Annotated in this window: 20 protein-coding genes, 7 tRNA genes and 1 pseudogene; 22 read left to right on the top strand and 6 right to left on the bottom strand. The window is 47.5% G+C overall.

Translation table 11 applies throughout. The annotated features are described in order from the left end of the window. Positions 1 to 19: 19 nt before the first annotated feature. The gene (locus ACOJUO_RS21025; protein WP_422138051.1) at positions 20 to 826 is read right to left on the bottom strand and encodes a hypothetical protein; all 807 of its coding nucleotides are present in this window, start codon (positions 824 to 826) and stop codon (positions 20 to 22) included. Between the two features lie 234 nt (positions 827 to 1,060). Here ACOJUO_RS21025 and ACOJUO_RS21020 point away from each other — a divergent pair, with 234 nt between their 5' ends. The 4 genes from ACOJUO_RS21020 to hepT all read left to right on the top strand — a co-directional run bounded on the left by ACOJUO_RS21020 (position 1,061) and on the right by hepT (position 4,456). Beyond that, positions 1,061 to 1,183 (top strand): hypothetical protein, encoded by a 123-nt coding sequence (locus ACOJUO_RS21020; RefSeq protein WP_422133878.1) that lies wholly within the window; start codon positions 1,061 to 1,063, stop codon positions 1,181 to 1,183. Between the two features lie 23 nt (positions 1,184 to 1,206). After that, positions 1,207 to 3,330 (top strand): phosphocholine-specific phospholipase C, encoded by a 2,124-nt coding sequence (locus ACOJUO_RS21015; protein ID WP_422138050.1) that lies wholly within the window; start codon positions 1,207 to 1,209, stop codon positions 3,328 to 3,330. A gap of 351 nt (positions 3,331 to 3,681) precedes the next feature. Further along, on the top strand, positions 3,682 to 4,059 hold the full coding sequence (mntA, locus tag ACOJUO_RS21010) for a type VII toxin-antitoxin system MntA family adenylyltransferase antitoxin (protein ID WP_422133876.1): 378 nt from the start codon (positions 3,682 to 3,684) through the stop codon (positions 4,057 to 4,059). Continuing rightward, the gene (gene hepT / locus ACOJUO_RS21005; RefSeq protein WP_422138049.1) at positions 4,049 to 4,456 is read left to right on the top strand and encodes a type VII toxin-antitoxin system HepT family RNase toxin; all 408 of its coding nucleotides are present in this window, start codon (positions 4,049 to 4,051) and stop codon (positions 4,454 to 4,456) included. The genes mntA and hepT overlap by 11 nt, the downstream gene beginning before the upstream one ends. A gap of 316 nt (positions 4,457 to 4,772) precedes the next feature. On the opposite strand, the gene ACOJUO_RS21000 is transcribed toward hepT, so the two are convergent. Together ACOJUO_RS21000 and ACOJUO_RS20995 are read right to left on the bottom strand one after the other, a co-directional pair. Further along, the gene (locus ACOJUO_RS21000) at positions 4,773 to 4,925 is read right to left on the bottom strand and encodes a hypothetical protein (protein WP_422133874.1); all 153 of its coding nucleotides are present in this window, start codon (positions 4,923 to 4,925) and stop codon (positions 4,773 to 4,775) included. 300 nt (positions 4,926 to 5,225) lie between these two features. Further along, complete coding sequence (locus ACOJUO_RS20995; protein ID WP_422138048.1) at positions 5,226 to 6,125, bottom strand: hypothetical protein; 900 nt, start codon at positions 6,123 to 6,125, stop codon at positions 5,226 to 5,228. A 269-nt stretch (positions 6,126 to 6,394) separates the two neighbouring features. On the opposite strand from ACOJUO_RS20995, the gene ACOJUO_RS20990 reads away from it, so the two are divergent. Beyond that, entirely contained in the window at positions 6,395 to 6,970 is a 576-nt protein-coding gene (locus tag ACOJUO_RS20990; protein ID WP_422138047.1) for a DUF1285 domain-containing protein, read from the top strand. A gap of 83 nt (positions 6,971 to 7,053) precedes the next feature. Here ACOJUO_RS20990 and ACOJUO_RS20985 read toward each other — a convergent pair whose 3' ends face one another. Next, positions 7,054 to 8,697, bottom strand: coding sequence for an electron transfer flavoprotein-ubiquinone oxidoreductase (locus tag ACOJUO_RS20985; protein WP_422138046.1), 1,644 nt, complete (start codon positions 8,695 to 8,697; stop codon positions 7,054 to 7,056). A 533-nt stretch (positions 8,698 to 9,230) separates the two neighbouring features. Here ACOJUO_RS20985 and ACOJUO_RS20980 point away from each other — a divergent pair. The 12 genes from ACOJUO_RS20980 to ACOJUO_RS20925 all read left to right on the top strand — a co-directional run bounded on the left by ACOJUO_RS20980 (position 9,231) and on the right by ACOJUO_RS20925 (position 15,521). Further along, positions 9,231 to 9,980 carry an electron transfer flavoprotein subunit beta/FixA family protein gene (locus tag ACOJUO_RS20980; RefSeq protein ID WP_422133870.1) on the top strand — a complete coding sequence of 250 codons (750 nt, stop codon included), beginning with the start codon at positions 9,231 to 9,233 and terminating at the stop codon, positions 9,978 to 9,980. Then, entirely contained in the window at positions 9,980 to 10,909 is a 930-nt protein-coding gene (locus tag ACOJUO_RS20975; protein ID WP_422138045.1) for an electron transfer flavoprotein subunit alpha/FixB family protein, read from the top strand. The genes ACOJUO_RS20980 and ACOJUO_RS20975 overlap by 1 nt, the downstream gene beginning before the upstream one ends. A gap of 163 nt (positions 10,910 to 11,072) precedes the next feature. Next, on the top strand, positions 11,073 to 11,729 hold the full coding sequence (gene uvrY, locus ACOJUO_RS20970) for a UvrY/SirA/GacA family response regulator transcription factor (RefSeq protein ID WP_422133868.1): 657 nt from the start codon (positions 11,073 to 11,075) through the stop codon (positions 11,727 to 11,729). Between the two features lie 91 nt (positions 11,730 to 11,820). Next, positions 11,821 to 13,674: an excinuclease ABC subunit UvrC gene (uvrC, locus tag ACOJUO_RS20965; protein ID WP_422138044.1), complete on the top strand. Its 1,854-nt coding sequence runs from the start codon at positions 11,821 to 11,823 to the stop codon at positions 13,672 to 13,674. 192 nt (positions 13,675 to 13,866) lie between these two features. After that, positions 13,867 to 14,433 (top strand): CDP-diacylglycerol--glycerol-3-phosphate 3-phosphatidyltransferase, encoded by a 567-nt coding sequence (gene pgsA / locus ACOJUO_RS20960; protein ID WP_422133866.1) that lies wholly within the window; start codon positions 13,867 to 13,869, stop codon positions 14,431 to 14,433. A gap of 103 nt (positions 14,434 to 14,536) precedes the next feature. Beyond that, positions 14,537 to 14,619 (top strand) — tRNA-Gly (locus tag ACOJUO_RS20955). Between the two features lie 34 nt (positions 14,620 to 14,653). Next, positions 14,654 to 14,736 (top strand) — tRNA-Gly (locus ACOJUO_RS20950). A 151-nt stretch (positions 14,737 to 14,887) separates the two neighbouring features. Continuing rightward, positions 14,888 to 14,970, top strand: a tRNA-Gly gene (locus ACOJUO_RS20945). A 34-nt stretch (positions 14,971 to 15,004) separates the two neighbouring features. Then, positions 15,005 to 15,087 (top strand) — tRNA-Gly (locus ACOJUO_RS20940). 34 nt (positions 15,088 to 15,121) lie between these two features. Beyond that, positions 15,122 to 15,197, top strand: a tRNA-Gly gene (locus ACOJUO_RS20935). Between the two features lie 99 nt (positions 15,198 to 15,296). After that, a tRNA-Cys gene (locus ACOJUO_RS20930) sits at positions 15,297 to 15,370 on the top strand. Between the two features lie 63 nt (positions 15,371 to 15,433). Continuing rightward, positions 15,434 to 15,521, top strand: a tRNA-Leu gene (locus ACOJUO_RS20925). An 883-nt stretch (positions 15,522 to 16,404) separates the two neighbouring features. Here ACOJUO_RS20925 and ACOJUO_RS20920 read toward each other — a convergent pair. Next, a complete protein-coding gene (locus ACOJUO_RS20920; protein WP_422138043.1) occupies positions 16,405 to 16,854 on the bottom strand; it encodes a transposase in 450 nt (149 codons plus the stop codon). A gap of 79 nt (positions 16,855 to 16,933) precedes the next feature. On the opposite strand from ACOJUO_RS20920, the gene ACOJUO_RS20915 reads away from it, so the two are divergent. From ACOJUO_RS20915 to ACOJUO_RS20905, 3 genes and pseudogenes are all read left to right on the top strand, one after another. Next, positions 16,934 to 17,980, top strand: coding sequence for a hypothetical protein (locus tag ACOJUO_RS20915; protein WP_422133864.1), 1,047 nt, complete (start codon positions 16,934 to 16,936; stop codon positions 17,978 to 17,980). A 246-nt stretch (positions 17,981 to 18,226) separates the two neighbouring features. Then, a pseudogene (locus tag ACOJUO_RS20910) lies at positions 18,227 to 18,382 on the top strand (IS21 family transposase); the annotation flags it as partial. A gap of 234 nt (positions 18,383 to 18,616) precedes the next feature. Further along, a complete protein-coding gene (locus ACOJUO_RS20905) occupies positions 18,617 to 18,784 on the top strand; it encodes a hypothetical protein (RefSeq protein ID WP_422138042.1) in 168 nt (55 codons plus the stop codon). A 203-nt stretch (positions 18,785 to 18,987) separates the two neighbouring features. Here the strand turns inward: ACOJUO_RS20905 and ACOJUO_RS20900 are convergent, their stop codons facing one another. Then, entirely contained in the window at positions 18,988 to 19,368 is a 381-nt protein-coding gene (locus ACOJUO_RS20900) for a transposase (RefSeq protein ID WP_422138041.1), read from the bottom strand. Between the two features lie 265 nt (positions 19,369 to 19,633). Between ACOJUO_RS20900 and ACOJUO_RS20895 the strand changes: the two genes are divergently transcribed. Together ACOJUO_RS20895 and ACOJUO_RS20890 are read left to right on the top strand one after the other, a co-directional pair. Next, on the top strand, positions 19,634 to 23,173 hold the full coding sequence (locus tag ACOJUO_RS20895; protein ID WP_422138040.1) for an ankyrin repeat domain-containing protein: 3,540 nt from the start codon (positions 19,634 to 19,636) through the stop codon (positions 23,171 to 23,173). A 181-nt stretch (positions 23,174 to 23,354) separates the two neighbouring features. Then, complete coding sequence (locus tag ACOJUO_RS20890) at positions 23,355 to 24,683, top strand: ATP-binding protein (protein WP_422138039.1); 1,329 nt, start codon at positions 23,355 to 23,357, stop codon at positions 24,681 to 24,683. Positions 24,684 to 25,367: the final 684 nt, after the last annotated feature.

Raw genomic sequence — 25,367 nt, 5'->3', positions numbered from 1 at the left:
CTGCATGTTATGCTTCTTCTCAATTGGAGAAAGCGGAGTGTGTTTTTTTTGGCAGTTCGTGCTTCTGTTCCGAAGAGGAATTTTTTACTTTTGGGGTATTATCCAAAGGCGACAGTTTGTCTGAGTGGTCAGGCTTGTAATCTGAATGCAATGGGTCAACGGCATCAGGCGCGTGTTGAGATACAGCGGCTGCAGAACAGCCAGAGACTGCCTCTTCCCTAAAGTCACCGACGAATATAGCAGCTCTTTTACCAGCGCGCCTTTCACCAAGCGTTTGACCGGTAGCCGGAAAGGCAACAAAATTGAAGAGTTCAGGGTTGATACTGTTATACCTTGTAAACAGATGCTTCAAAACATCTTTAGTGAAGACGCTGCTGAGACAGCCTGAATATTCAAATTCAATCCTGATAATAGGTTTGTCCGATGTACGCTCCGATACTGTTCGTTTGACAAAAAGAGACTGTCCATCTGCAGACCAGCTGAACGAGGCTTTTTCCAGAGACTCAGGGGGAAACCATACCATTGGAACAGCATCAAATCGGTAAGTAACCGAGGTACCGGGCAGGCCAACAGAGACAACAGAGGTAGTACCTTTGATTTCGGGCGGATGAACAAGAATATTCAGCGATGATAAGAAGAAATTTTGCTTGGCTTTACCTTTAAATGACTTCACGTAGCTGAGGTAACCTGCATTCCTGTAATTAGCAGTAGCGTGGTAATCATGGTCAACGATCCACAGATACTCAGGGAACAAATCTGCCGGTGCCTGCGCCATAACCGCTCGAACCGTTGTCATAACAATCAGAAAAATAACAGTTTGTCGCACCAGAAACACCTGCTGGTTTATAACAAACGATAACTATAGACGCTCAAAATGGTTCTGCAGACAACCTTGATCGGAAAATAAAAAATAAAGGGCAATCACAAGCTAAAGGCATTAAAGGAAGGACCAACAGCTGTCACCAATTCATCATGAAACTGACACCCTTGTAACATCACTGTGTCTTATTTCTTACATACCCTGTGCTCGCAAAATAACCCATAACAAACGGGAGTCCTTGTGAGAGTTCTGAGTTTTATACCACTGATTGTTTTTTCACTATTGCTGAGTGGCTGTGACGATGAAACAGAAACCGCCAATGGTGACAATAATACCAGTGAATACCACTGCCCAGTTGAATAAATAGTAAAGGCAATCAGCTAATTATGAAAAAAGCGTTGAGTCGTCGTAAATTTTTAAAAGCGTCAGGTATCGGTTTAACTGGAGTGACAGCATCAGGGTTGCTTCCACCTTCAATTGTGAAGGCTTTATCCATTCCGGCAAATAATGTCCATGGCAACATCAATGATGTCGAGCATGTGGTTATATTGATGCAGGAAAACCGGGCTTTTGACCACTATTTTGGAACCTTGGCAGGGGTTCGTGGTTTTGCTGATCGCCATCCTGTTCCTACGGTGTATGGCAATGTCTGGAAGCAAAAATATAAGCAACGAAATAATGAACGCTTTATTTATCCCTATCATCTGGATGCGGAACAGGGTAATGCCCAGCGGGTGAATGGTACGCCACACACTTTTCCGGATGCCCATGAAGCCTGGGATCACGGGCGCATGAGCGATTGGCCAACCTATAAAGAAGATCAGTCGATGGGTTACTACACAGAGGCTGAATTACCTTTTCAATTTGCCCTGGCCGATGCTTTTACTGTCTGTGATGAATACTACTGCTCATTCCATGGGGGAACTAACCCTAACCGGCTGTATCATTGGACGGGTATCAATCATCACGAACTGGACCCTAACCCACCTGCCATTTTTAATGATTATGATAGTCTGGGCTCGTCCAGTGAAGGGTATACATGGACAACCTATCCCGAGCGTCTGGAGCAGGCGGGTGTCAGTTGGAGGATTTATCAGAACTTACCTGATAATTTTACAGACAACCCTCTGGCCGGTTTTAGACAGTACCGGGAAGCCAATGAATCAAAAGGCAATCAATCCAATGGTAAGCCTTATCCCGAATGGTCAGAAGACGATGACAACATAAGCCCTTTGCTGAAAGGCGTCGCCAATACCATGGCTGACGGTGGCTTTTTGGAAAGTCTTAAAAGTGATATTGAAAACAAAACTTTGCCACAAGTGTCATGGATTATTGCGCCAGCAACTTATTCCGAGCACCCGGGACCTTCGTCACCGGTACAGGGAGGCTGGTATACACAGGAAGTTCTGGATGCATTAACCAGTGACCCGGACACCTGGAGTAAAACAGTCCTGATTATCAATTTTGATGAAAATGATGGTTTCTTTGATCATATGCCTCCACCTTGCCCGCCTTCCCTGAGTGAGGGAGCTTTTCATGGTGAAAGTACTGTTGATACAACCGGAGAGTATCATACTGAAAATCAGGCTTATGGTCCGGGTCCAAGAGTTCCGGCATTGATTGTTTCTCCGTGGAGCCGGGGAGGCTGGGTGAACTCACAGGTGTTCGATCATACGTCGGTGTTACAGTTTCTGGAGAAGCGTTTTGGAGTGATCGAAGAGAATATTACGCCTTTTCGCCGTGCGGTTTGCGGTAATTTATTATCGGCGTTTAATTTTGAAAACCCTAATGACGAGCCATTGCCATCGCTACCGGAAATGACTAAGTCCGAGGCTGATACCATAAGATTCTTCCAACAACTATTGCCACAGATTAATCCTCCGGCTGAAGATGACCAGCTACCGCCCGCTGCGGATGCAGGTATCCGGCCTTCAAGAGCTCTTCCTTATGAGCTGCACGTCAACGCTTTGGTCGATATTGATCAGTATTCCGTTGTTCTGACTATGACCAACAGTGGACAGCAGGGCGCGGTGATTCATGTCTATGATCAACTGAATCTGGAAGAGATACCTAAGCGTTTTGTCATTGGAGCCGGAGATACCGTACGGGCTACATGGCCGACATCTCTCGACAATAAGTATGACTTGTGGGTGCTCTCTGCTAACGGTTTTCATCGTCAGTTTAAGGGAACCTGCGAGCAGGAACATAACCAGGAAGTCTCCGTATGTTATGGAGTTAACAAGGAAACGCCGTCGGTTCTTGTCAAGCTGGAAAATCTTGCAGATACAGAGAAGCGTGTAACTGTAGACTTCTCAGCCTACGAGCCAGGTAATCAAAAGACTGTCACTCTGGCAGCCGGTGAAAAATCGTCTGTTGAGCAGTTTATCAAGCCTGCATCCAACTGGTATGAGCTGGAAGTCAGTGTTGAAGGAAGTGACACGTTCAGACGTTATTGTGGCAGGGTTGAAAATGGCACTCATGGCGTTTCAGACCCTCTGATGGGGTCATAAAACTTCTGAAAATTCAGAGGGTGCCCAAAGTGATGGGGGATACCAATCGAACTTTCTAACTTCCTATTGCGCTGAAGATTTGAGCCTTAATCCTGCGTTGGCGATCGTCGCCATAGTTAAGGCTATGACTCCTCACGCCGCCTTGTCTCAAGGCTCAAATCTCCATGCTCATCATGGCAGTTAGCAAGCACGATTGGTATAACCTTTGTTTTTAGCCACATTGGCTGTCAGTCTGGGAGGTTTGGCTCATGATGGATATTTTGAGGCAGGATGACTATGGAAAAATAACTGGCCAGATGAAATGATAACCCTTAGTAATACTTTTTTAGACACTATCTGCAGGACATTCTATTGAGCCCTTCAACATGTCAGCTTCCGGATGGTCTGGTTGATGCAATGCGACATTTCAGTGCAATTGATGCCATCTATCTATACGGTTCACGGGCAAAAGGGAATGCCAGGGACGACAGCGACTGGGATCTTGCTGTTATTTATACAGATTATGAAACCGATCTTCTGGAACGTGCCGTCCGGCCACAAATGATGGAAGCCGAGCTAGAGCGGCTGTACCCCGAGCTTGAACTCAGTGTTGTTGATCTTCGAGAGGTACCTGTGCCTCTGCAATGGAATATTATTCAGGGTATGAAACTGTTTGACCGCTATGTTCCGGCCGTTCGCCGTCTTGAGCATGCCATTATTTCTGCCTGGGAAAAAGACTATGAACGATAAAGCGTACGAACAGGAAATTGAGAATGTTCAGCAGGAGATGATACTTATTCTTGATGAGCTTCATGATGATCTTGGCAGCTGGAGAGCCAGGGACATGCTGGCTGCCCAGAGAGCATTACAAATTCTGATTGAGTCGCTGATTGGCTTATCCCGATATGTTTATCAGGAAAAATTCGGAGTTAAAGTCACAAAATCCCGGGCGGCAATCGATGGTTTAGAGAAGCGGAACGCTTTAACTCGACAGGATTACGACACAGCGATGAAGATGATCGGTTTTCGAAATGTACTAGTGCATGACTATCTTGACGTCAATCGCAATATTCTTGAAGCCATTATAAAGAATAAGTTTTATCGTGATATTCAAAGGATTACTCTTCATATACAGTCTCTTTTGTAATATTTATCTGCTACCTGCAGTGCTACCTGCATGACATCCATAAACCTTCGTTTCCATAAACCTTCGTTTTCAACTGACTCACGGGTTTGGTGAGGGCTGCCCAGACTGAGGCCGGATGATCAGAACCATAGTACCTTAGTCAATTACCCTGAAATCTTCACGAGTACCGCTATTCCAAGGAATACTGGAAATTTGAAAGGTTCGTCAGGGTCAGTCAGAAGAAGCTGAAGAAGACTTTTTACTTGACGGTTTACTTGGTCGCTGAAATGGATGGGTTCACTGGCAAGTGCTTCGTTGAGAGTCTGCTCAATCGCTTTTAAGTATGAAGGCGATAATATGGTGTTGAGTCGCCGGCATCGTCGGCCTGACGCAATGCTTGATAATGGGTATTTTGTTGGTCACGAATGATGGTTTCTACGGGCAAAAAAGCCATCGGCTCAGCAATGGCATCACGGATGGAAGGTCGCAACGGCGTAAAAAGCCCTTGCTACACAAGAGTTTCAGGCAAAAAGAAACCCGCGACTCTGGGGGAAGAGTACGCGGGCTAAGACCATTTTAGGAGTGAAACATAGGTACACAATGCAAGTATCAAGGCCACTTAAGTCAGCAGCCCAGACTGATTGATCGTAGGGGGAAGTCGACCGGATCAGTAGAAGTAATTATGGTGCAGATTCTTCTCGCGTCCACTGAGCTATAAGATCAATTCTGAATAATCAGCTTTTTTATTACTCTTGAATGATTTGATGCCTCTCAGTTTATTCACCAGGCGTCAGTTCAAAGTGTTTCTGTTGTCCAGAGTCTCTGAGCCTGAGCCACTGTTTAATCCTATCTGCTGCAGTTCTTTCACCTCATCAGGGGTGATATAAAGATCTCCTTCCTTACCTTCCAGAGCGCCATGGCCATGCCAGGGAAGCAGTTTGTAGTCCGAATGGTGGGTATAATCGAGAAAGGGGTATTTAATGATCTGGAAATAGGGAGAGTAGTCAAAGTCACTGGGTGTGCAGAGTTTGGGATTGCGCTGAAACAGCTGAACACCATTTTCTCCATTCATTTTCACTAGAGGCAAAATCGGGAAGTGAATAAAACTGAATGCCTCGGCAATCATACTGGAGCAAACAGTTTTGGTTTCATCTCCGGGTGAATGTTGAAATAAAGTGGAACGCCAGCGCCTGGGCATTATGGAATAAGGGAAGAAAAAGCGGGCCAGGTCCAATATATGGCGCACGTTGTAATCAAGACCCAAACGGCTGACAGCATAGTGAATGACCTGCTGGCTGTCGGAATAGTTTAATCCATTGGGTCGACAAATTCTCAGGTGTTCACCTTCATAGCGGCTTAAAGGGTGTACGACTGTTCCAAATCCAAGCTCACTCTCAATGATAAGTTGATCATCCGGAGAGCCGTCATAAGACTCTTTAACGGTCTGTCGAATACGGTCGTCTTCTATATCATGCAGGCGGCCAACATAAAGCATGGCATGGGACCAGGGGCTCTGGGTGATCTGTTTGATGACATTGCTGACTCGAGATTTACCTTCAACGAGCACTACATCGCAGGGCTTAAGCTCATGGCGGATTCTTTCGAAATCACAGAGAGGTCGGTTGTTGTCTTCAGGCTGTTGCATGAGCCATTTGGTGAGTAAGCCAGCGAGTGATTTGAAGAGCTGCATTGTTTTTCCCTGTCGTTCTTCGACTATGCACTTCTCCATAACTTCAGTGCTTCAACTTAAATAGTAGCATTTGTCATATCCCTGATAGGGTCATGGGTGACTTCTAATCTCGATCTTGCGAACTATCCTTTCTGGATCGATCGAGTGTCCGGCAGAGATAAATCAGACGGCGTCCTCATTAAGACGATATAATGTCTTTGTTGCATCCGTGTTTCATTCGAGTACTGACGTTTCGCCAGAACAATGACAACAGACTGAGGGGCCGAATTATGAGTGATCAATCCATATCACCCGGACAGCTGGCTGAGAGCATGAAGCCTCTCCTGAAACAGCAGGGGTTACCTCCTGTTCATTCATGGAATCCCGATTTTTGTGGGGATATAGACATGAAAATCTGTCGGGATGGCAGTTGGCTCTACATGGGATCACCCATAGCCAGAGAGTCCATGGTTAAACTGTTTTCTAACATTCTCAGGCATGATGAGGATGACTGTTTTTATCTGGTGACCCCGGTAGAGAAGGTGAGAATCCAGGTAGAAGATGCTCCGTTTGTGGCTGTCTCCGTTGAAAATAATGACAATGGCCTGACTTTCACTACTAACGTAGGTGATAAAGTGACTCTGGATCGAGAGCATCCTTTGTGGGTGAATATTGATTCGTCGACGGGAGAGCCTTCACCGTACATCAGAGTCAGGGCTCAGCTGGATGCTCTGGTTCATCGTAACGTCTTCTATCAACTCATTGAGATGGCAGAAGAAAAATCTACGGGGCATGATGATGTAGAGTTGTGCCTCAACAGTCACGGTCAAACTTTCACCATTGGCAGTATAAAACCTGAATACTGATCCGGGATGGGAGTCAATAAATCTGCCTGAGCATCCATAAAACAGAAAAGGAGCCTGATGGCTCCTTTTCTGTGTAACCCGAGCTACATGTTCGGGTAGTTAGGGCCGCCGGTACCTTCCGGAGCTACCCAGGTAATGTTCTGAGCAGGGTCCTTGATGTCACAGGTTTTACAGTGAACACAGTTTTGACTGTTGATCTGGAAGCGTTGTTCGCCGGACGTTTCCTCTTCGACAATTTCATAGACACCAGCCGGACAGTAACGCTGAGCAGGCTCGTCGTATTTTGGCAGATTATCTTTCAGAGGAATTGATGCGTCCGCCAGTTTCAGGTGGCAGGGCTGGTCTTCTTCATGGTTGGTGTTGGACAGGAACACAGAACTCAGGCGATCAAAGCTGATGACTCCATCCGGTTTTGGGTAATCAATCTTCTTGCTATCAGCGGCTGGTTTCAGGGTTGCATAGTCGGGTGTTTTATCATGCAGGGTAAACGGCAGCTTGCCGCCAAAAATATTCTGGTCGACAAAAGCAAAGCCGGCACCCACAAAATTGCCCCACTTATGCATGGCCGGTCCAAAGTTTCTCTGCGCCTTAAGCTCTTCACCCAGCCAGGAGTTTTCAAAAGCCCGGGCGTAAGAGGTGAGATCTTCACCACCTTCGGAACCAGTGCTGATTGACTTGAAAACTTCTTCAGCCGCCAACATGCCGGACTTCATGGCCGTATGAGAGCCCTTGATTTTGGCACCGTTCATGGTGCCGGCATCACAACCGATCAGAATACCACCGGCAAAGGTCATTTTTGGCAGGGACTGAGGTCCACCTTTAGTGAGAGCGCGGGCTCCGTAAGAAACCCGTTTGCCTCCCTCGAGGAATTTCTTGATGGTTGGACTCTGCTTGTAACGCTGGAACTCTTCAAACGGACTGATGTGGGGGTTGGAGTAACTCAGGTCGGTAATGAGACCCAGAACGACCTGATTGTTTTCAATGTGGTAAAGAAAGCCACCACCGGTTGAGCCGCTTTCAGTCAGAGGCCAGCCAGCGGTGTGCACTACCAGGCCCTGAGAGTGGTTCTCTGGAGCTATATCCCACAACTCCTTGATGCCTATACCGTAATGCTGAGGGTCTTTACCTTCGTCCAGATTAAAACGGCTGATAAGTTCTTTGCCCAGTTGACCACGACAGCCCTCTGAGAAAAGGGTGTATTTGGCGTGCAGTTCCATGCCAGGCATGTAACTGTCTTTTTTCTCGCCATTGGCAGAGATGCCCATGTCACCAGTAGCAACCCCTTTAACACTGCCATCTTCGTTGAACAGAATTTCGTTGGCAGCAAAGCCTGGGAAAACTTCTACACCCATGCTTTCTGCCTGCTCGGCCAGCCAGCGGCAGAGGTTACCCAGGCTGATGATGTAATTGCCTTCGTTGTGCATGGTCTTGGGTACAAAGACCCCCGGCACTTTCAGAGCCTTTTCCTGAGAACTCAACCAGTAGATATCGTCGGATGCGACAGCGGTATTCAGTGGCGCACCTTTTTCTTTCCAGTCAGGAAACAGTTCATTCAGAGCAGTGGGTTCGAATACGGCGCCGGACAGGATGTGTGCTCCTACCTCTGATCCTTTCTCAACGACGCAGACAGAGAGTTCCTGACCCGCTTCCTGTGACAGTTGCATAAGACGACATGCTGCAGACAAACCGGATGGACCAGCGCCCACAATTACCACGTCGAATGGCATAGACTCGCGTTCCAAAATGAATCCCCTCCCTCACCGAGTTATCATATGGTGATTTTCATACACTATTTTTTATCTGATGACGCTTTAACTTTTCCGGTTAAATTTTCCGGCTGCCGTTGTCAGAAGAATCTGCCAGCATGAAAATCAAACAGTTGTTTGAATTTTTTTCTGCATTATACTGTCTCATACGCAAATAACCAGCATTCGCTGAGTCGGAGTCCGTTCGACGCAGAAGAGTGTCAGGTGGCTTTCTGCCAATGAGATGCCTCTGAGGCAGTTTGCAGAATATGCGATAATGTTCGGGTGCTCTAATAAAAGGCACTGGTCAGACAAATTGTTCATAAAACTGCTTGATAATCATCAATCTTGAACATAGGTTTGAACCCTTATTGACGTGCTGTTAGACTGCCCACACAGCAGTGATGTGAAACAATGATAACAATTGATGCTCCGCGCGATGTTTTCGGAGATTTCATGCCCTGCCTCACAACCAAGTATCCAGTCATAGTATAAATAAGGAAGGCTGCGAACCCATGAAAATTCTTGTAGCCGTTAAGAGAGTCATCGACTATAACGTCAAGGTTCGTGTAAAAGCGGACCATAGTGATGTCGATCTGACGAACGTAAAAATGGCCATCAACCCTTTCTGTGAAATTGCTGTTGAAGAAGCGGTGAGACTGAAGGAAAAGGGTGTTGCAAGTGAAATCGTTGTCGTATCTCTCGGTACCAAAGAGAGTCAGGAGCAAATACGCACCGCTCTGGCTCTGGGTGCTGATCGCGGCATTCTGGTAGAAACCGAAGAAAAGCTCGGTTCTCTGTCTGTTGCCAAACTGCTGAAAGCCATTGTTGATGAAGAAAAGCCAGATCTGGTGATTCTGGGTAAACAGTCCATCGACAGTGATAACAACCAAACCGGTCAGATGCTGGCGGCACTGTCTGGTCTTCCTCAGGGTACTTTCGCCTCTGAAGTGACTGTAGAAGATGGTAAGGCCTGTGTCACTCGTGAAGTTGACGGTGGTCTGCAGACTGTTTCCCTGTCACTGCCCGCTATCGTGACGACTGACCTGCGCTTGAATGAGCCTCGTTATGCTTCCCTCCCTAACATCATGAAGGCCAAGCGTAAACCTCTGGACGTCAAAACACCTGCAGATCTGGGTGTTGAGGTAACTTCCTCCCTGAACACACTGAAAGTTGAGCCGCCCGCCGAGCGCAGTGCCGGTATCCGTGTGGGCAGTGTTGATGAACTGATCGAAAAACTGAAAACAGAAGCGAAGGTAATCTAATGGCTATTCTCGTAGTTGCAGAACATGATAATGCAGCCTTGGGCGCAGCCACTCTGAATACTGTAGCGGCTGCCCGCCAAATAGGCGATGATGTTCATGTATTAGTCGCCGGGTCCGGATGTGGTTCTGTTGCCGAAGCAGCATCAGCCGTTGAAGGTGTCAACAAGGTTATGGTTGTGGACAACGCCGCCTATGAGCATCAGCTGGCAGAAAATGTCAGTTTGCTGGTTGCTGAACTGGGCAAAGGCTATAGCCATATTCTGAGTGCTGCCAGCACCAGCGGTAAAAACTATATGCCTCGTGTCGCTGCTCTGCTGGATGTTGATCAGATTTCTGACATTATCCGCGTAGATAATGCTGACACTTTTGCCCGTCCTATCTATGCCGGTAACGCCATCGCAACAGTACAGAGTGGTGCTCCTGTGAAGGTTATCACCGTTCGTGGTACCGGCTTTGATCCTGTCGCCGCTACAGGTGGCAGTGCAGCTGTTGAACAGTTGGATATTGCCCACGATGCAGGTATTTCTTCTTTTGTCAGTGAAGAAATGGCCAAGTCTGATCGCCCTGAGCTGGGTGGTGCCAAAATCGTAGTATCCGGTGGTCGTGGTATGGGTAATGGAGAAAACTTCGAAATCCTGTACAAACTGGCTGACAAGCTGGGTGCTGCCGTAGGAGCTTCTCGTGCTGCGGTGGACGCAGGCTTTGTTCCTAATGACATGCAGGTCGGTCAGACCGGCAAGATTGTTGCTCCCAACCTCTATGTTGCTGTAGGTATTTCCGGTGCGATCCAGCACCTGGCAGGTATGAAAGACTCTAAAGTCATTGTTGCCATCAACAAGGACGAAGAAGCGCCTATCTTCCAGGTAGCCGACTATGGTCTGGTAGCAGATCTGTTTGAAGCTGTACCAGAGCTGGAAGGCAAACTCTGATTTCAGAGTCTGATGTTGCTATCAGGCTGGTAGCATAATAAGCCTGCTGTACGGTATTATTCGTGCACAGGCTTTTTTGGTGGCATTGGAATGATTTACCATCAGGGAAGTAAGAGACGGATTAGGAAAATAACAACTATAAAGATGCAGGTTGGAGTGTTTCATGATTCGCGTACTGATTGCTGACGATCATGATCTGGTGAGAACGGGGCTATCCCGTATGCTTTCTGATGTACAGGAGCTGGTCATTGTCGGAGAGGCCAGCAGTGGGGAAGAAGCCATTGAGAAATGTCGAAGCCTGAAGCCTCAGGTTGTCTTGATGGATGTTCGTATGCCAGGCATTGGTGGTTTGGAAGCCACCCGCAGAATTAATCAGTCATTCCCGGGAATTCAGGTCATTGCTGTCACCGTCTGCAATGATGAGCTTTATCCTGCCAAGCTGATGGAAGCCGGTGCAGCCGGGTACGTGACCAAAGGCATCAGTATCGACGAGATGGTGACCACCATCAAGTCAGTGGTCGTTGGCAAGCGTTGCATTAGCCCTGATATTGCACAGCAAATGGCACTGAAATCGTTACGTCCTTCCTCCGGCTCCCCCTTTGAAAAACTTTCCAGCCGGGAAATGCAGATATGCCTGATGATCGTCAACTGTGAAAAGGTGCAAACTATTTCAGACAAGCTGTGTCTGAGTAGTAAAACGGTGAACAGTTATCGCTACCGTATTTTTGAGAAGCTACAAATAAACAGTGATGTGGAGTTAACTCATCTGGCCATTCGATGTGGCCTGATTGAAGTGGGGCAGGATATTGTTTCTGTCTAATCAGCCGTAAGCTCTGAACTAAAGTTTCAGTAGGTCTCTGGGTTAGTTTGTCAGTATACTGTTCGAAATTAATCGACAGTATTAACACTCCATGACAGGCTCAATGGTTCAGGGTGAAGAAAAAGAGCGCTTCGATCACAAGGCTTTTCTAAAACAGGCGCCCAGACAACCGGGTGTCTATGACATGCGGGACAATCTCGGGAATACCCTCTATATCGGTAAGGCGAAAAATCTTAAAAACCGTCTTTCCAGTTACTTTCGTCCTACTGGTCTGACCAGCAAAACCATGGCACTGGTCAGCAAGATACACACTATAGAGGTTACCATTACCAACTCCGAGTTGGAGGCTCTGCTGTTGGAGCAAAACCTCATCAAGGACCGGAAGCCGCCTTACAATATCCTTCTCAGAGACGATAAGTCCTATCCCTTTATTTATCTTTCTTTAGAAGATGAATACCCTCGCATTGGCTATCAGAGAGGTCGGAGTAAAAGCAAGAAAGGCTTGTTTTTTGGCCCTTATCCCAGTGGCGGTGCCGTGCGGGAAAGTCTGAATCTACTGCAAAAGGTGTTCAAAGTCAGGCAGTGCGAGAACAGTTATTTTCGCAATAGAAGCCGTCCCTGTCTCCAGCACCAGATTCAACGCTGTAAGGCTCCGTGTGTCAATCTGGTCAGGCCGGAAGAGTATCAGCAAGATGTGCAGGATACTCGTCAGTTTCTGGAAGGAAAGAGTCAACAACTCATCCGTAAACTGATCAAGAGAATGGAGAATGAGGCTGAAGCATTGAGGTTTGAAGAGGCAGCTGAAATTCGGGATCAGATCAGCCAGCTCAGACATGTCCAGGAGCAGCAGTCGGTGAACCGCAGCACCGGCGATGCTGACATAGTCGGTTACAGCAACCAGATGGGTAAGGTCTGTTTTGCGGTACTTTTTTTCCGCAATGGTCAGCTATTGGGTCACAAGAGCTATTTTCCGAACTTCAGACTGGATCTTCAGCCGGAAGATCACCTGTCAGAATTTCTGGCCCAATTTTATATCAAGCTCGCCAACAGTCGCAATTTTCCCTCTGAGATTATCCTGCCCATTGCCATGGAGGATTGTCAGGTGCTAGAGCAGGGAATAAGTCAGTTGTCGGGTAAAAGTGTCAAAATCAAGCATCGGGTGAGGGGAGAGCGGCAGGACTGGTTGAAGCTGGCAGAAAAAAATGCACAGATGAGCCTTCAGTCTGAGCTGGCCGGGAAAACTCACCAGCGCAAGCGCACGGAACAATTGGGTAAGCTGCTGAAGCTGAAAGAACCTTTAACCCGGTTTGAATGTTTTGATATCAGTCATACCATGGGAGAAGCAACTGTTGCCTCCTGTGTTGTTTTTAATCAGGATGGGCCTGATAAAAGCCAGTATCGGCGTTTCGACATAACAGGCATTGAGCCCGGTGATGATTATGCAGCCATGAAGAAAGCCTTACATAAGCGTTATAAAGGCTTGGCTGAGCATCCAGAGAACACACCTGGTCTGATATTGATTGATGGCGGTAAGGGGCAGTTGAGGGTGGCAGAGGAAGTCATGTACGATTTGTCTCTGCAACATATTCCTTTATTGGGTGTCGCTAAAGGAGTTTCCAGAAAACCAGGTCTTGAAACACTCATCTATAAGGGCAGGGAGCTAGCTGCACTGGAACAAGATGGCGCTCTGCTACTGATTCAACATATACGAGACGAGGCACACAGGTTTGCCATTACCGGCCACCGGCAGAAGCGCAGTGTTGCCAGAAAGCGATCAACTCTGGAAGATATTCCGGGCATTGGTGCCAAACGCCGTTCTGCATTGCTCAAGTTCTTCGGAGGGCGTCATGGCGTAATGAATGCACCAGTAGATGAGTTGGCAAAAGTCGAGGGAATCAGTCAGAACCTGGCAGAGCAAATACATGCTCATTTACATGGTTCCTAGGAGGCCGAAATTGACAGGCTTCTGGATTCGGGTTTGTACTCTGTCTCCTGACTGTGTAACTTATGCGGCTGTAAATACTTTCAACGACAGTCTGTCGGGTCTCCATCTGCACCAGACCATTCGAGGTTGTATGGGGGCTCTTATACAAAGATCTCAGCACTGTTTTCACATCATGGTTAGTTATCTGTTGCTATGAATATTCCAAATACTTTGACGATGCTACGCGTTGTTCTGGTTCCTTTTCTGGTCTTGATTTTCTACCTGCCCATTGAGATGCGTTACACCCTTTGTGCAGGCATCTTTGCAGCAGCTGCTGTCACTGACTGGTTTGACGGATATCTTGCCAGGCGCTGGAATCAGACCACACCCTTCGGGGCTTTTTTTGATCCTGTAGCAGACAAAATCATGGTTGCAACAGCGTTGTGTCTGCTGGTCGACGAATTCAGGGCAGCCTGGATGACCATACCCGCTGTTATCATTATTGGTCGGGAAATCGTTATTTCTGCTCTGCGTGAATGGATGGCCGAAATAGGAAAGCGTACCAGTGTGGCGGTGAATATGATCGGAAAATTTAAAACGGCCGGGCAAATGATGGCGATTACCTTGTTACTGCTTGCACCTGCTCCCCTGGAATCCATGATTGGTTATATTGGTTTGGCACTGCTTTACATTTCTGCGATCCTCACACTCTGGTCCATGTACGTATACCTTCATGCGGCATGGCCTGATCTGACACCATTCTCTAGGGCTGAAAGCTAATTCGTTGCTCCAATCTATTGACAGCAGACGAAATATTCTTAAACTACGCAGCATCTTCGACGGAGACGAAGCCCAAACGCTTCAAGCACTGACGAATACAAATGCGGGAATAGCTCAGTTGGTAGAGCACAACCTTGCCAAGGTTGGGGTCGCCTCAGAGTTAAAGAGTGAGTCTCGTTTCCTGCTCCGGACTTTGAAGAAGTCCTAAATTATCTTCATTGCGGGAATAGCTCAGTTGGTAGAGCACAACCTTGCCAAGGTTGGGGTCGCCTCAGAGTTAAAGAGTGAGTCTCGTTTCCTGTTCCGGACTTTGAAGAAGTCCTAAATTATCTTCATTGAGGGAATAGCTCAGTTGGTAGAGCACAACCTTGCCAAGGTTGGGGTCGCCTCAGAGTTAAAGAGTGAGTCTCGTTTCCTGCTCCGGACTTTGAAGAAGTCCTAAATTATCTTCATTGCGGGAATAGCTCAGTTGGTAGAGCACAACCTTGCCAAGGTTGGGGTCGCCTCAGAGTTAAAGAGTGAGTCTCGTTTCCTGCTCCGGACTTTGAAGAAGTCCTAAATTATCTTCATTGCGGGAATAGCTCAGTTGGTAGAGCACAACCTTGCCAAGGTTGGGGTCGCCTCAGAGTTAAAGAGTGAGTCTCGTTTCCTGCTCCGGACTTTGAAGAAGTCCTAAATTATCTTCATTGCGGGAATAGCTCAGTTGGTAGAGCACAACCTTGCCAAGGTTGGGGTCGCGAGTTCGAGTCTCGTTTCCCGCTCCAGTTCAATTACAGATAAGTCTGCGAGCTGAGAAAGGTTGGGTTTGTCTATACATGGCAGTGGCGAAACCCGTTCCCGATCCAGTCTCTCAAGAGATAAAAGGCGAGTTAGCAAAGCGGTTATGCAGTGGACTGCAACTCCATTTAGACCGGTTCGACTCCGGTACTCGCCTCCAAATTCAAAAAAACAGGTAACTAGCCTGTTTTTTTTCGGCTTGAATAGATAAGCTATTTATTTAGCCCGGGTGGTGAAATTGGTAGACACAGCAGACTTAAAATCTGCCGATCGTTAAGATCGTGCCGGTTCGATTCCGGCTCCGGGCACCAACTCCAAAAAGTCTTCCAGAAATGGGAGGCTTTTTTTTGTGGTGCGCCGAGTATGGCGCGTAGCGCCAAACGGCGCTGTATCAGTACGCGTGGTGGCGGCTGGATGACTTGGAGGTGAAAGTCCTCTATCAGCCCGGCAAGGGGAATGATTAGCCGAACGGCAAGGGTGTCCATCGTGAGGTGGAATCTGAAGAAAGCTGAAGGCAAAACACTGACCCGACGAACAGGAATCGCATAGTAGGCGGTCGCAGTGGGTAAGAAGGCCATTATCTTCAAAGCCCAATACTTGCATGGAAACTGCGGACGTAGATGCGGCGGGTATAAGTGGGAAGGTCACGCGCATTACCTCGGGAGATCTGTTCTCCTGCCTCAGGCTACCGGCATCGTGAGGTGTTGGGATGGGAAAACAGAAGTCAGCAGACGCCATAGTAGGTTTGTTGCCGCAAACTGAAGGGCTGAACCTGTAAATGATGTGAAGTAAGCGATCTCTGCTTGTTTAGAACAGATGCTCGAAAGAGGCCTTTAAATCCGAAAAAAAACAAATAAGACATCCAGATTCATAAAGAGCTTGCCCAGCGAGCAATAATCTGGCGGATCTTCCTCTTCATCTGGACCGGAAAACCACATAGAAGATATTGTTAGTGACTTTTAGAGCAAAGCGAAAGAAATAGAGAAATTAGGATAGAGAAATTAGGACACCCAAATATGGAGGGCGGTGTTTGTCAACAAAGATGTCGCCTCAACTTATGCAGCTAAATCACAATGCTGCTGATTCTCTGATCGCTCAGGGTTAAGTCATACCTCTAGTGGTAATTTCCAGTTTCTGGTTATACGACTTCAGCAACGCTCAGGGTGTTGCTCTTTTGCTTTACGGTAAACTCTTTCACGATTCAGACCCTTTTTTTGAGCCTTCCTTGTGTGTCTGTCGTAACTTGATGCCACTGTGCTTATGCTCCATGTTGTACCAGTTTACGAACCCATACACCCACTCTCTGGCTGACTCCAGACTGGAGAAGTGATTCGGATAGCCGGGTGGGTATTTCATGATTTTGAAGTCTGATTCCGGGTTTGAGTTATCGTCACTCACACGTGGCCTGCTGAACGATGTCTGTGCACCCAGCTGCTGAAGAGTACTCAGTATGGTCGCCCCCTTCATCAGACTACCATTATCCGAGTGCAGGACCAGCGGTTGTTCCTGAAGGCTGATCTTATGATTCATGAAAGCTTTGCGGATCATCTGAGCAGACAGATCAGAGGACTCCCTCTGATGGACTTCCCAACTCTCAATCATGCGGCTATAGACGTCCAGAACCAAATAGTTTTTGTTAGGCATCCTTACATCTCTGTCAGTAACAATATTGAACTTAATAAAGAACTAAAGAACTAAAGGACGACTAAGAGGACTAAAATACATGAATCCAGTAACCACAAGCTCTAGCTTACTTGGCAAACACTCTAATATTGATCAAGAAAAAGCTCAAAGTATACAAGATACTACAGCAAGAAAAATACCTGAATTTGAAAGTGCTACACCAGAAGGAAAGCACATAGCACAAAGAGGGGTTGAGTGGCTTAATTATGGCGATCCGAAAATTTGGGATCTTGAATTTGAAAATGCAGTAACAAACGCAGTGGATAGTATTAAAAAAAATGACCTGAAATCATCAAACATTATTGAGCATTTTGAAAAAACAAGAAAACATATAGCGCTCAAAAGAAATAATGAGAAATTCAACCTATTTGGTTTGCGTAGAGATTTAAATACAGGGGGTGCTTTATTTAATAATAAATCGTGTTATACAAAAATAAACCGTAAAAGTAAGGCATATGGCTATGCACTGGAACGGGCTGTAAAGATTCCATATGACAAAAAACACTTTTTCAATTTGATCAGTGACGACGGGTTATTATGGGCAAGAAAACATTTTTATGGCGGTGGTGCTACGGGTGAATTGAGATATGGCTTGGTTCATGGCCACATAGATGATACGCCAATTCCATTAACGCAGTATGTTTTTTGCCCTAGAGAATCTGGCAATAGAAGATATGAAAGCGAAAGATGGTTTGGAGTGGGCGATGATGATTATATTGGAGATAATCAAGAATCTGGTCTTTGGCTACACACTGGTAGGGAACAAATACCCATCGTGCTAGAGCATGTAAGAAATTTAATAGATAAAGCCATAAGCGGTGATCTAAGTGTTATTCCAAGAATACACTGGTGGTACGTTCACCTTGCTCCAACCTGCAGAGGCTCTGGGGGAATAGCAGAGATGTTAACAAATACATTGTGTCGGCTCCACGGTATTGACTTGCCAGCTTGGAAAAAGGGTATTGCACCATCTGTAGAAGTGCTTCTTGAGCCTAATGAAGAAAAGTTTTGCTCTAACTACCGTCTATTGTTTGAGCAAGGTGAAAAGAAACTCAAAGAAGTATTCCAGCCTGAATTAGATGCCTAATCGGGAAAGGGCAGAGTCTCACAACTCTGCTCCTCCCACAACACCGGCCATACGGATCACGTAGCTAAAAAAATGCCTCGTCAGCAAAATCTGTGGGGCATTTCTGGGTATTCCGGAGCCATTCCGGTAGTGTCCGGCCACTGATTCCGGTAAATCCAGCCACCCCTTTTCTGACCAGTGGCGCAGTCCTATTTTTCACCGCTACCCTCAAACTTGAGACCTCTTCAAGGACGAGCGGATAGCATCATGAAGAGACTGCCCATGCGCAAGATTCGTGAAGTACTCAGACTCAAATTCGAGCACCTCCTCAGCGAGCGGAAAATCGCTAACAGCTGTAATATTTCCCGAGCAACCGTAAGTGACTATCTGGGACGCTTTGCCGTGTCGGGGTTGACTTGGCCACTACCAACGTTCCTAGCATAAAGGGCGTCATACCACCGAGCCAGGGCATATGCCTGAAAAACACCGAAAGTATGCCGAATGGACGCCTGAGCGACTGCAAAACAGGGGGCAAGGACAGGTCCGGAAACAGAAGCAGTTATCCGCCGCATCCTCTCAACCCGTCGACATCCAGAGCAAAGTGACCGCAGTTGCCTCGGCATCATGAAGTTAGGTTAAGGCTATGGTCATGACCGGTTGGAAAACGCCCGCCGTCGTGCACTGTATGCAGATACCTGCTCCTACCGAAGCATTGAGTCCATCCTGAAAAACAATCTGGATCAACAGTCGTTGTCAGAGCTGGAGCCTGATGAAGTGCTGCCGGATGACCATGAGAACCTGCGCGGCTCAGACTACTACCAATAACAGTTAACAAAGGGATAAGAATCATGTTACTCAATCCTACCCTGGAAAAGCTTCAGACTCTCAAGCTAACAGGCATGTTGGAAACTGGGCTCCCCTTCAGGCTCATTTCATATTGGAAGAGACTAAACTGGCAAGATCCAAATATAAGTCCTAAGCTCCATTCCGATGCGTCGCTGCGCTCCGATGAGGGAGGTGGCCGGATGCTACCGGATTGAGTGGCCGAATGCTCTGGAATAGCCAGGATTGACAGGTTTGGCCGAAACGCCACTGATAAAGGCTGCTTTCCATTGCTGTATTTGTTCAGCAAAAAGGCCTTTCTTACGACAGTATTCGGCCATTTCTGCTTTATATAACGCCGCCGTTTCAATGATCACGGCTAATTGGTTTTCCGGTGTCCACTGATCTGGATTTTTTCCGTTGCCTGGCACAGGTATTCCTTGAGATAAAGCTTTCTTTCGCCAAGTGTACAGAGTCACATCGGGGATACCAGTATCACGTACCAGCTGAGAAACTGGCGCATTATTATTGGGGGGCATCATCATCTGAATGATGGACTCTTTGAGCTCTTCTGAATAGCGAGCCATTGATCACTCAGTGCCCGCCCCCTGTTTAGGTTTCTAAATTCAGGAGAGGCGACAACTATGCTGGCACAGGGGGGATTTGGATATTCAGGTATGCTCAAATTTATATGTTAAGTGAGGTTTTTCAGTGGAAAAAAGTTTGTTGCAGACATTGTTAATTTCTATTTTGATTACCACTGGAACGGTTAAAGGAGCTACTCTCCCAAATGCTCCGCCTGGGCCATTATCTATAGTTCTCGGTGACGGTTTCATTATTGTTGAGGCCGATATGATTTTATCGATCCATGGTTTTACTCCATTTTTTGATTCCCAAAAAGGCTCGGTACTCCTTATTTCTGACATTAACAAGAAAAATATCATCAGACTTCGGGCAGATGCTCACCAGTCTCTGGTTGTGACTGATATTTCAGATAATCAGATACCTATTGATTTGCAGGCTCTGGCAAAAAAGAAGAAGGTTTTTTTTGCGCCTGTTGATGCTTCAGCTGATATTAAAAAAACAGGGCAGCATTTTTCAGGTATTACTATAGCGGCAAAAGAATGGCCGACTGGTTTAAATCAAAAGGGCAGTCAGCAAGAATACTATTCAGGCAGCCTGACTCCGGGTCAGGCTATTTTTTCTCTTTCAGGTCTTGGCGATCAGGGAAAGACACTCTTACCGACAAATTATGGACTACCGGGAATAAACGACAACAAAGCGTTACGCTCTGACTTTCTGGATTATCCGTTAACGCCAGCTTTTCTGGAAGTGACGGCCTATATCAATTATAACAACTACCCAGATACTGGAGATATCAATGACACTATGATTCTGCTGAGGTTTTTGGCGGAGAAATCGCCCACAGCAACCACTTTTTATTCTTTGTTGCACGCAATGTTTCCTGACAACCTTGCTGCGAAAGATGAGTTTATGAAAAGATTCTGCAAGAAAGATCAATCGCTAAAGCTGAAAAAACTTTATAACTATTTGGTAGCCAAAAAGCAAAGAGAAATAAGCAATGCGCCCCAAACCACTGAAGGTGCAACCGGGGGAGCTTCGGCGGTGTTGACAGAGTCTGAAAACGCAGTAACAGCACTGGGTTATATGATTGCCAATCAAATTAGAAGTAGGCATCAAAGAAACAGAAATGACGAGATCAATGCTGTCCTGGAACGTTTCCTTGCACCGGTAGCCGTTCTGCCTGTTCAAAAACCATCTGCCTCGCAACGGGGTGTACCTGTCTGGAGGGGCGGTGCAAATACCGTTTCTGCTGATGATGGTTCTGTAGGAGGTACTTTAATGCTTACTCGCCAGGGTGCAGAAACGATACCAAGAGGTGAGCAACGGGGACTCCAGCGTGCTGTGCAGCGTGCCACCGGGGTAGATATGGAACTGTCAGATGAAGGTGAAGATGAGGCTGCAGCTGAGCCACTGTATGACCAGGCCACTTCTGGCGATGAACTCCTGCCCCTGCAATGCTGTCGTTCCGGAAATATTGAGGCGCTGTCTGACTGGCTTGACCGGGAACCCGAGCTGGCCGGTCAAAGCTTCTACTCAGCGTTTTACGGTGGCCATCTCACGCTGCTGCATATCGCTGTCCAGGTCGGCAATGAGGCGTGTGTACAGATGCTTATTGACCATCACTCTGATGTCAATGCCGTCTCGTCTTCAGGCGCGACGCCCCTGCATTTTGCTGCCGAATTTGGCCAGGAGCAGTGTGTCAGGACATTGGTCTGCAATGGTGCCAATATCAATATCCGGGACAGTATGGGCAGGTCGCCCCTGCACAGCGCTGCCCTGCATGGTGAGGTGAAGTGCGTGGAACGTTTTCTTGAATTCAAGGCGATTGGCAATGAAATTGACCATTTTGAAACCACCCCCCTGCATCTCGCAGCTATGATGGGGCACGATGCGTGTGTGGCAGCCCTGCTCTTCATCGGGCCCAGACAGAAACGGGAGAGGAGTTGGGTGAGGCATGAAGAGAACATAGATGCCACCCGTGATCACCACCATACGGCACTGCACCTTGCCGTTCTGAATGGTCATGGCAAGTGTGCTCAAATCCTGCTGGATCACGGAGCCGATATCAATGCCCTGCTGGACAAGGGCAAGACGCTCTTGCATGTTCTCACCCGAAGTGGCCCCATTAATTCCCTGCAAGTACTGCTTGACAGAGGGTTAGCTGTCGATGCCAAAGACGACAATGGCTGGACAGCCCTGCACGTTGCCGCCTTTACTGGCCGTATGGACTTTCTGGAACTGTTGCTCAAGCACAATGCCAGCCTGCTGGATGCCACGGACAACGGCGGCTCTACGCCCCTACATATGGCAGCCCTGGCTGGCAACGCCCGGTGCGTGGAGTGGCTGCTGCACCGACAGGCAAACGTCAATTGCAGAAACAACAGAAACTTGTCGCCACTGAGCAACGCTGCCCATCAAGGGTATCCGGAGTGTGTACAGCTTTTACTCGCTCATGGTGCCGGGTTTATTGAAGCCACCACAGACCCTGGCTGGTCACCCCTGCACAGTGCCACAGATCAGGGACATGTTGAATGTGTGGAACTTTTGCTTGGCGCCGGGCATGAGGTCAATGCGGCCACCTCTGACGGTATGACTGCTCTTCACAGAGCCACCTTAACTCCCCAGCGAAACTCCGTGGATATCCTGCTCAAATACGGTGCCAACATCCAGGCCCTTACAGAGGGCAATAATACCCCCCTCCATAATACCCTCATGTTCGACAGCGTGGAGTATCTGCTGGCCTTGATCAGGCAAGGGGCTGATATCAATGCCAGGACCCTTTATGGCTTGACGCCCCTGCATATTGCTGCCCGGGAAGGGAGTGTAAAGTGTCTGAAAGTCTTGCTTGAACACCAGGCGCTGATCGTTAGCTCCCAACGAGGAGGGGGATGGACGCCCATGCATTTTGCCAGCAAAAATGATCACAGTGAATGTCTTCGGTTACTGATGATGGACAAAAGGGTGAGCATCAATCCCGTGGATGAGGCAGGCTTTACCCCCCTGCACATCGCTGCTCAGTTTGGCAGGGTTCGTTGTATGGCTGTGTTGTTGAATGCTAAAGACCATGTGCATATTAATTTAAGGAGTAACAGGCATTGGAGCCCTCTGCATTTGGCCGCACAATTTGGCCAGTTGGAGTGTGTTCAACTCCTTTTGGCTTATAAAGCAGATATTAATATCAGGAATGTACAGGGCCTGACTCCCCTGCACCTGGCCGTCATGAACGGTCACGTGCAGTGTGTGCAAGTCCTGATCGATAACAATGCCAATATCAGTGCCACGGATAGCGGTGGATTTTCGCCCGGGTTCTACGCTGCCCGACATGGTCATTCTGCCTGCCTGGAACTGTTGATTGATAAGCAGACAAAGTCCGGTATTTCCGTCAATGAGTTAAAGGGAGGGGAATCGCTCTTGCATCACGCGGCCCAGTGTAGCCGAATCGACTGTGCTCAAGTCCTTATTAACAGCGGGGCAGATGTTAATATCGCTTCACCTGAAGGCTTGACCCCGCTGCACAAGGCCATGAAGCGGGACATGGCAAAGACTGCACAATTCCTGATCCATAACGGGGCAAATATCGATGCTACCAGCAGCATGGGCCGGACGGTGCTGCATCATGCTGTCATGTTAAATGCCATTCGGTCTCTGTCTGTACTGATCGACAGCGGCGCTGATATCCATGCCAGGGATTGCCATGGCCAGACACCCCTGGTCCTGGCCAGGAGGAAAAAACGTGAGCAGCTGATATTGATGCTTGAGAAGGCAGAAGCAAACCTGGGCAACACTCCCGACACAGCAGGGCCATGATCCTTCGTTCTTTTTGCCATGGATTTTCGCTTTGCTATCCAGGCTGGCGGTCACCACATAGCGGCCATCGCCACTGAAGGTAGCTGAGTACTTATAGCTCGATGTTTGCGCAGAGCATATTTGTATGGAGAGGATCATTTTTGTGATATAGTTACTGTAATAATTATTACGGTAACTTTTTATGATATTCTATAATCGAGAAGATGAGCTTGAACAGCTCCGTGAGTGGAGTGAACTAGCCTCTAAAGGAACGGCCCACCTGACAACTGTAGTAGGAAGGCGCCGGGTCGGTAAAACAGCGCTGTTAAATAAAACCTTTCCTCAGCGCAATACTTCTGCAGCCTCTATCTATCTGTTCGTATCCAGAAAGCAGGAGTCATTGCTTTGCGAGGAGTTTGTCGAGCAAATCAGAACGGTCTTAAATATTCCCATATTTGGTCAGCCTGCACGCCTTCCGGAAGTCATGGAAATCCTGTTGCAGTTCAGCATCACAACGCCGGTTACCGTCATACTGGATGAATTTCAGGATATCCAGCGGGTTAATCGGGCGTTTTTTTCCGAACTTCAGGATTTATGGGATCGATACAGACAACAGAGTCGTATGCACCTGGTCTGCTGTGGCTCTTTATACAGCCTTATGACCCGGTTGTTTCAGGATGGACGAGAGCCCTTGTTTGGTCGTGCCGATCATCGCATCAACCTTCAGCCGTTGCGTTGTCGCTATATCGCCCAGATGCTGAATGACCGACAGGAGTTTGCACCTGAAAAACTTCTGCAGTGGTACATGCTCAGTGGCGGTGTTCCTAAATATCTGGAGTGGCTGTTTAACATTGATCCTGCAACCGACCTTTGGTCGCAGCTGATTAACGCACACAGTCTGGTCATTGAGGAAGGGCATTATCGTCTGGCTGAAGAGTTCGGACCTGAACATGGTACCTATTTTTCCATACTGGCTGCTATTGCTTCCGGGAGTACGAGCCGACCTGAAATAGAATCTTTGCTGGGTATTTCCGTGGGGCCACAGCTTGATCGCCTGGAAAATGAATTTGATATCATCAGCCGAAACCGACCAGTGTTGTCTAAACCGGGAACCCGGTTGGTTAAATATCGTATTGCCGATGCTTTCCTGGCCTTTTGGTTTCGCTTTATTTATAAGCACCGTAGCGCAGTGGAGATTGGCAACTTTCCGTTTATCCATAAAGTCATTGAGCGTGATTACCAGACCTGGAGTGGTCACTGGCTGAAACAAATCGTCAGGGAAGTGATTGCGGAAACTGGCGAGTACAATATCGTCGGCAGTTACTGGGAGAGAGGGAACCAGAATGAAATTGATCTTGTCGCGGTCAATGAACTGGATAAAAAAGTCCTGATTGCTGAAATCAAGCGTAACCCGAAAAATATCCGAAAAACGCATTTACAGGAAAAAGCCACCAAGTTGGTGCAGCAACTGAAGGGGTATGAAATTGAGTACAGGGGCTTTTCTCTGGACGATCTGGCAGATTGGTTTTGACAGGATTGCTCTGCCATGACGGTTCTGTCCGACGGGTCAACAGGCGACGCTACGCGCATGAAAAGGATTTTTCCTTATCAAGTCCCGTGAAATTCGCGCAGGGCGTGATTGAAAAATCATGGCTAATATTACTGCCCAGACGGACTCCGAACACAGGCACCCTGAAAGTACCCGGAAAACAGGTGATGCTGGCAACGTTCAAATTTTTTGATCACAACAGGATTACCACTAATTCTGTAAGTAACTGGAATATCCAGGATTAATTTTCCGGCTCCGGGCACCAACTCCAAAAAGTCTTCCAGAAATGGGAGGCTTTTTTTGTACCTGTTACTCACGTTTTCTCACTATTAGATTTTGCTCCTTGTAGATTTCTTTGTCATATTTTTGCTGATCTACCCGATTTCACTTCGGGGGAATCACTGCTTCAGCAACTGACTTCTTGACCTCGAGGAGGAATGCATTTGAGTCATATCCCTTGTCAGCAAGAACGGAGTCCGCTGAAAATCACTCTATCAGAGCATTTGCCTGTCCGTATTCTGATGCTTGTCCAGCCGTGAGAATGAAGCGAAGAGGATTACCAAGCGCATCCGTCGCAACGTGGATCCTGGTTGTTAAACCGTAAACGCCAAACAAGCCCACGTACTTCAGAATCAAACTCCAGCCTGAAATGATAAGCCTCCCAAG

This window comes from Endozoicomonas sp. ALC020 (genome assembly GCF_049275935.1).
GTDB lineage: Bacteria > Pseudomonadota > Gammaproteobacteria > Pseudomonadales > Endozoicomonadaceae > Endozoicomonas_A.
The sequence above is the reverse complement of the archived record's forward strand: the minus strand, read 5'-3'. Positions and strand labels throughout refer to the sequence as shown.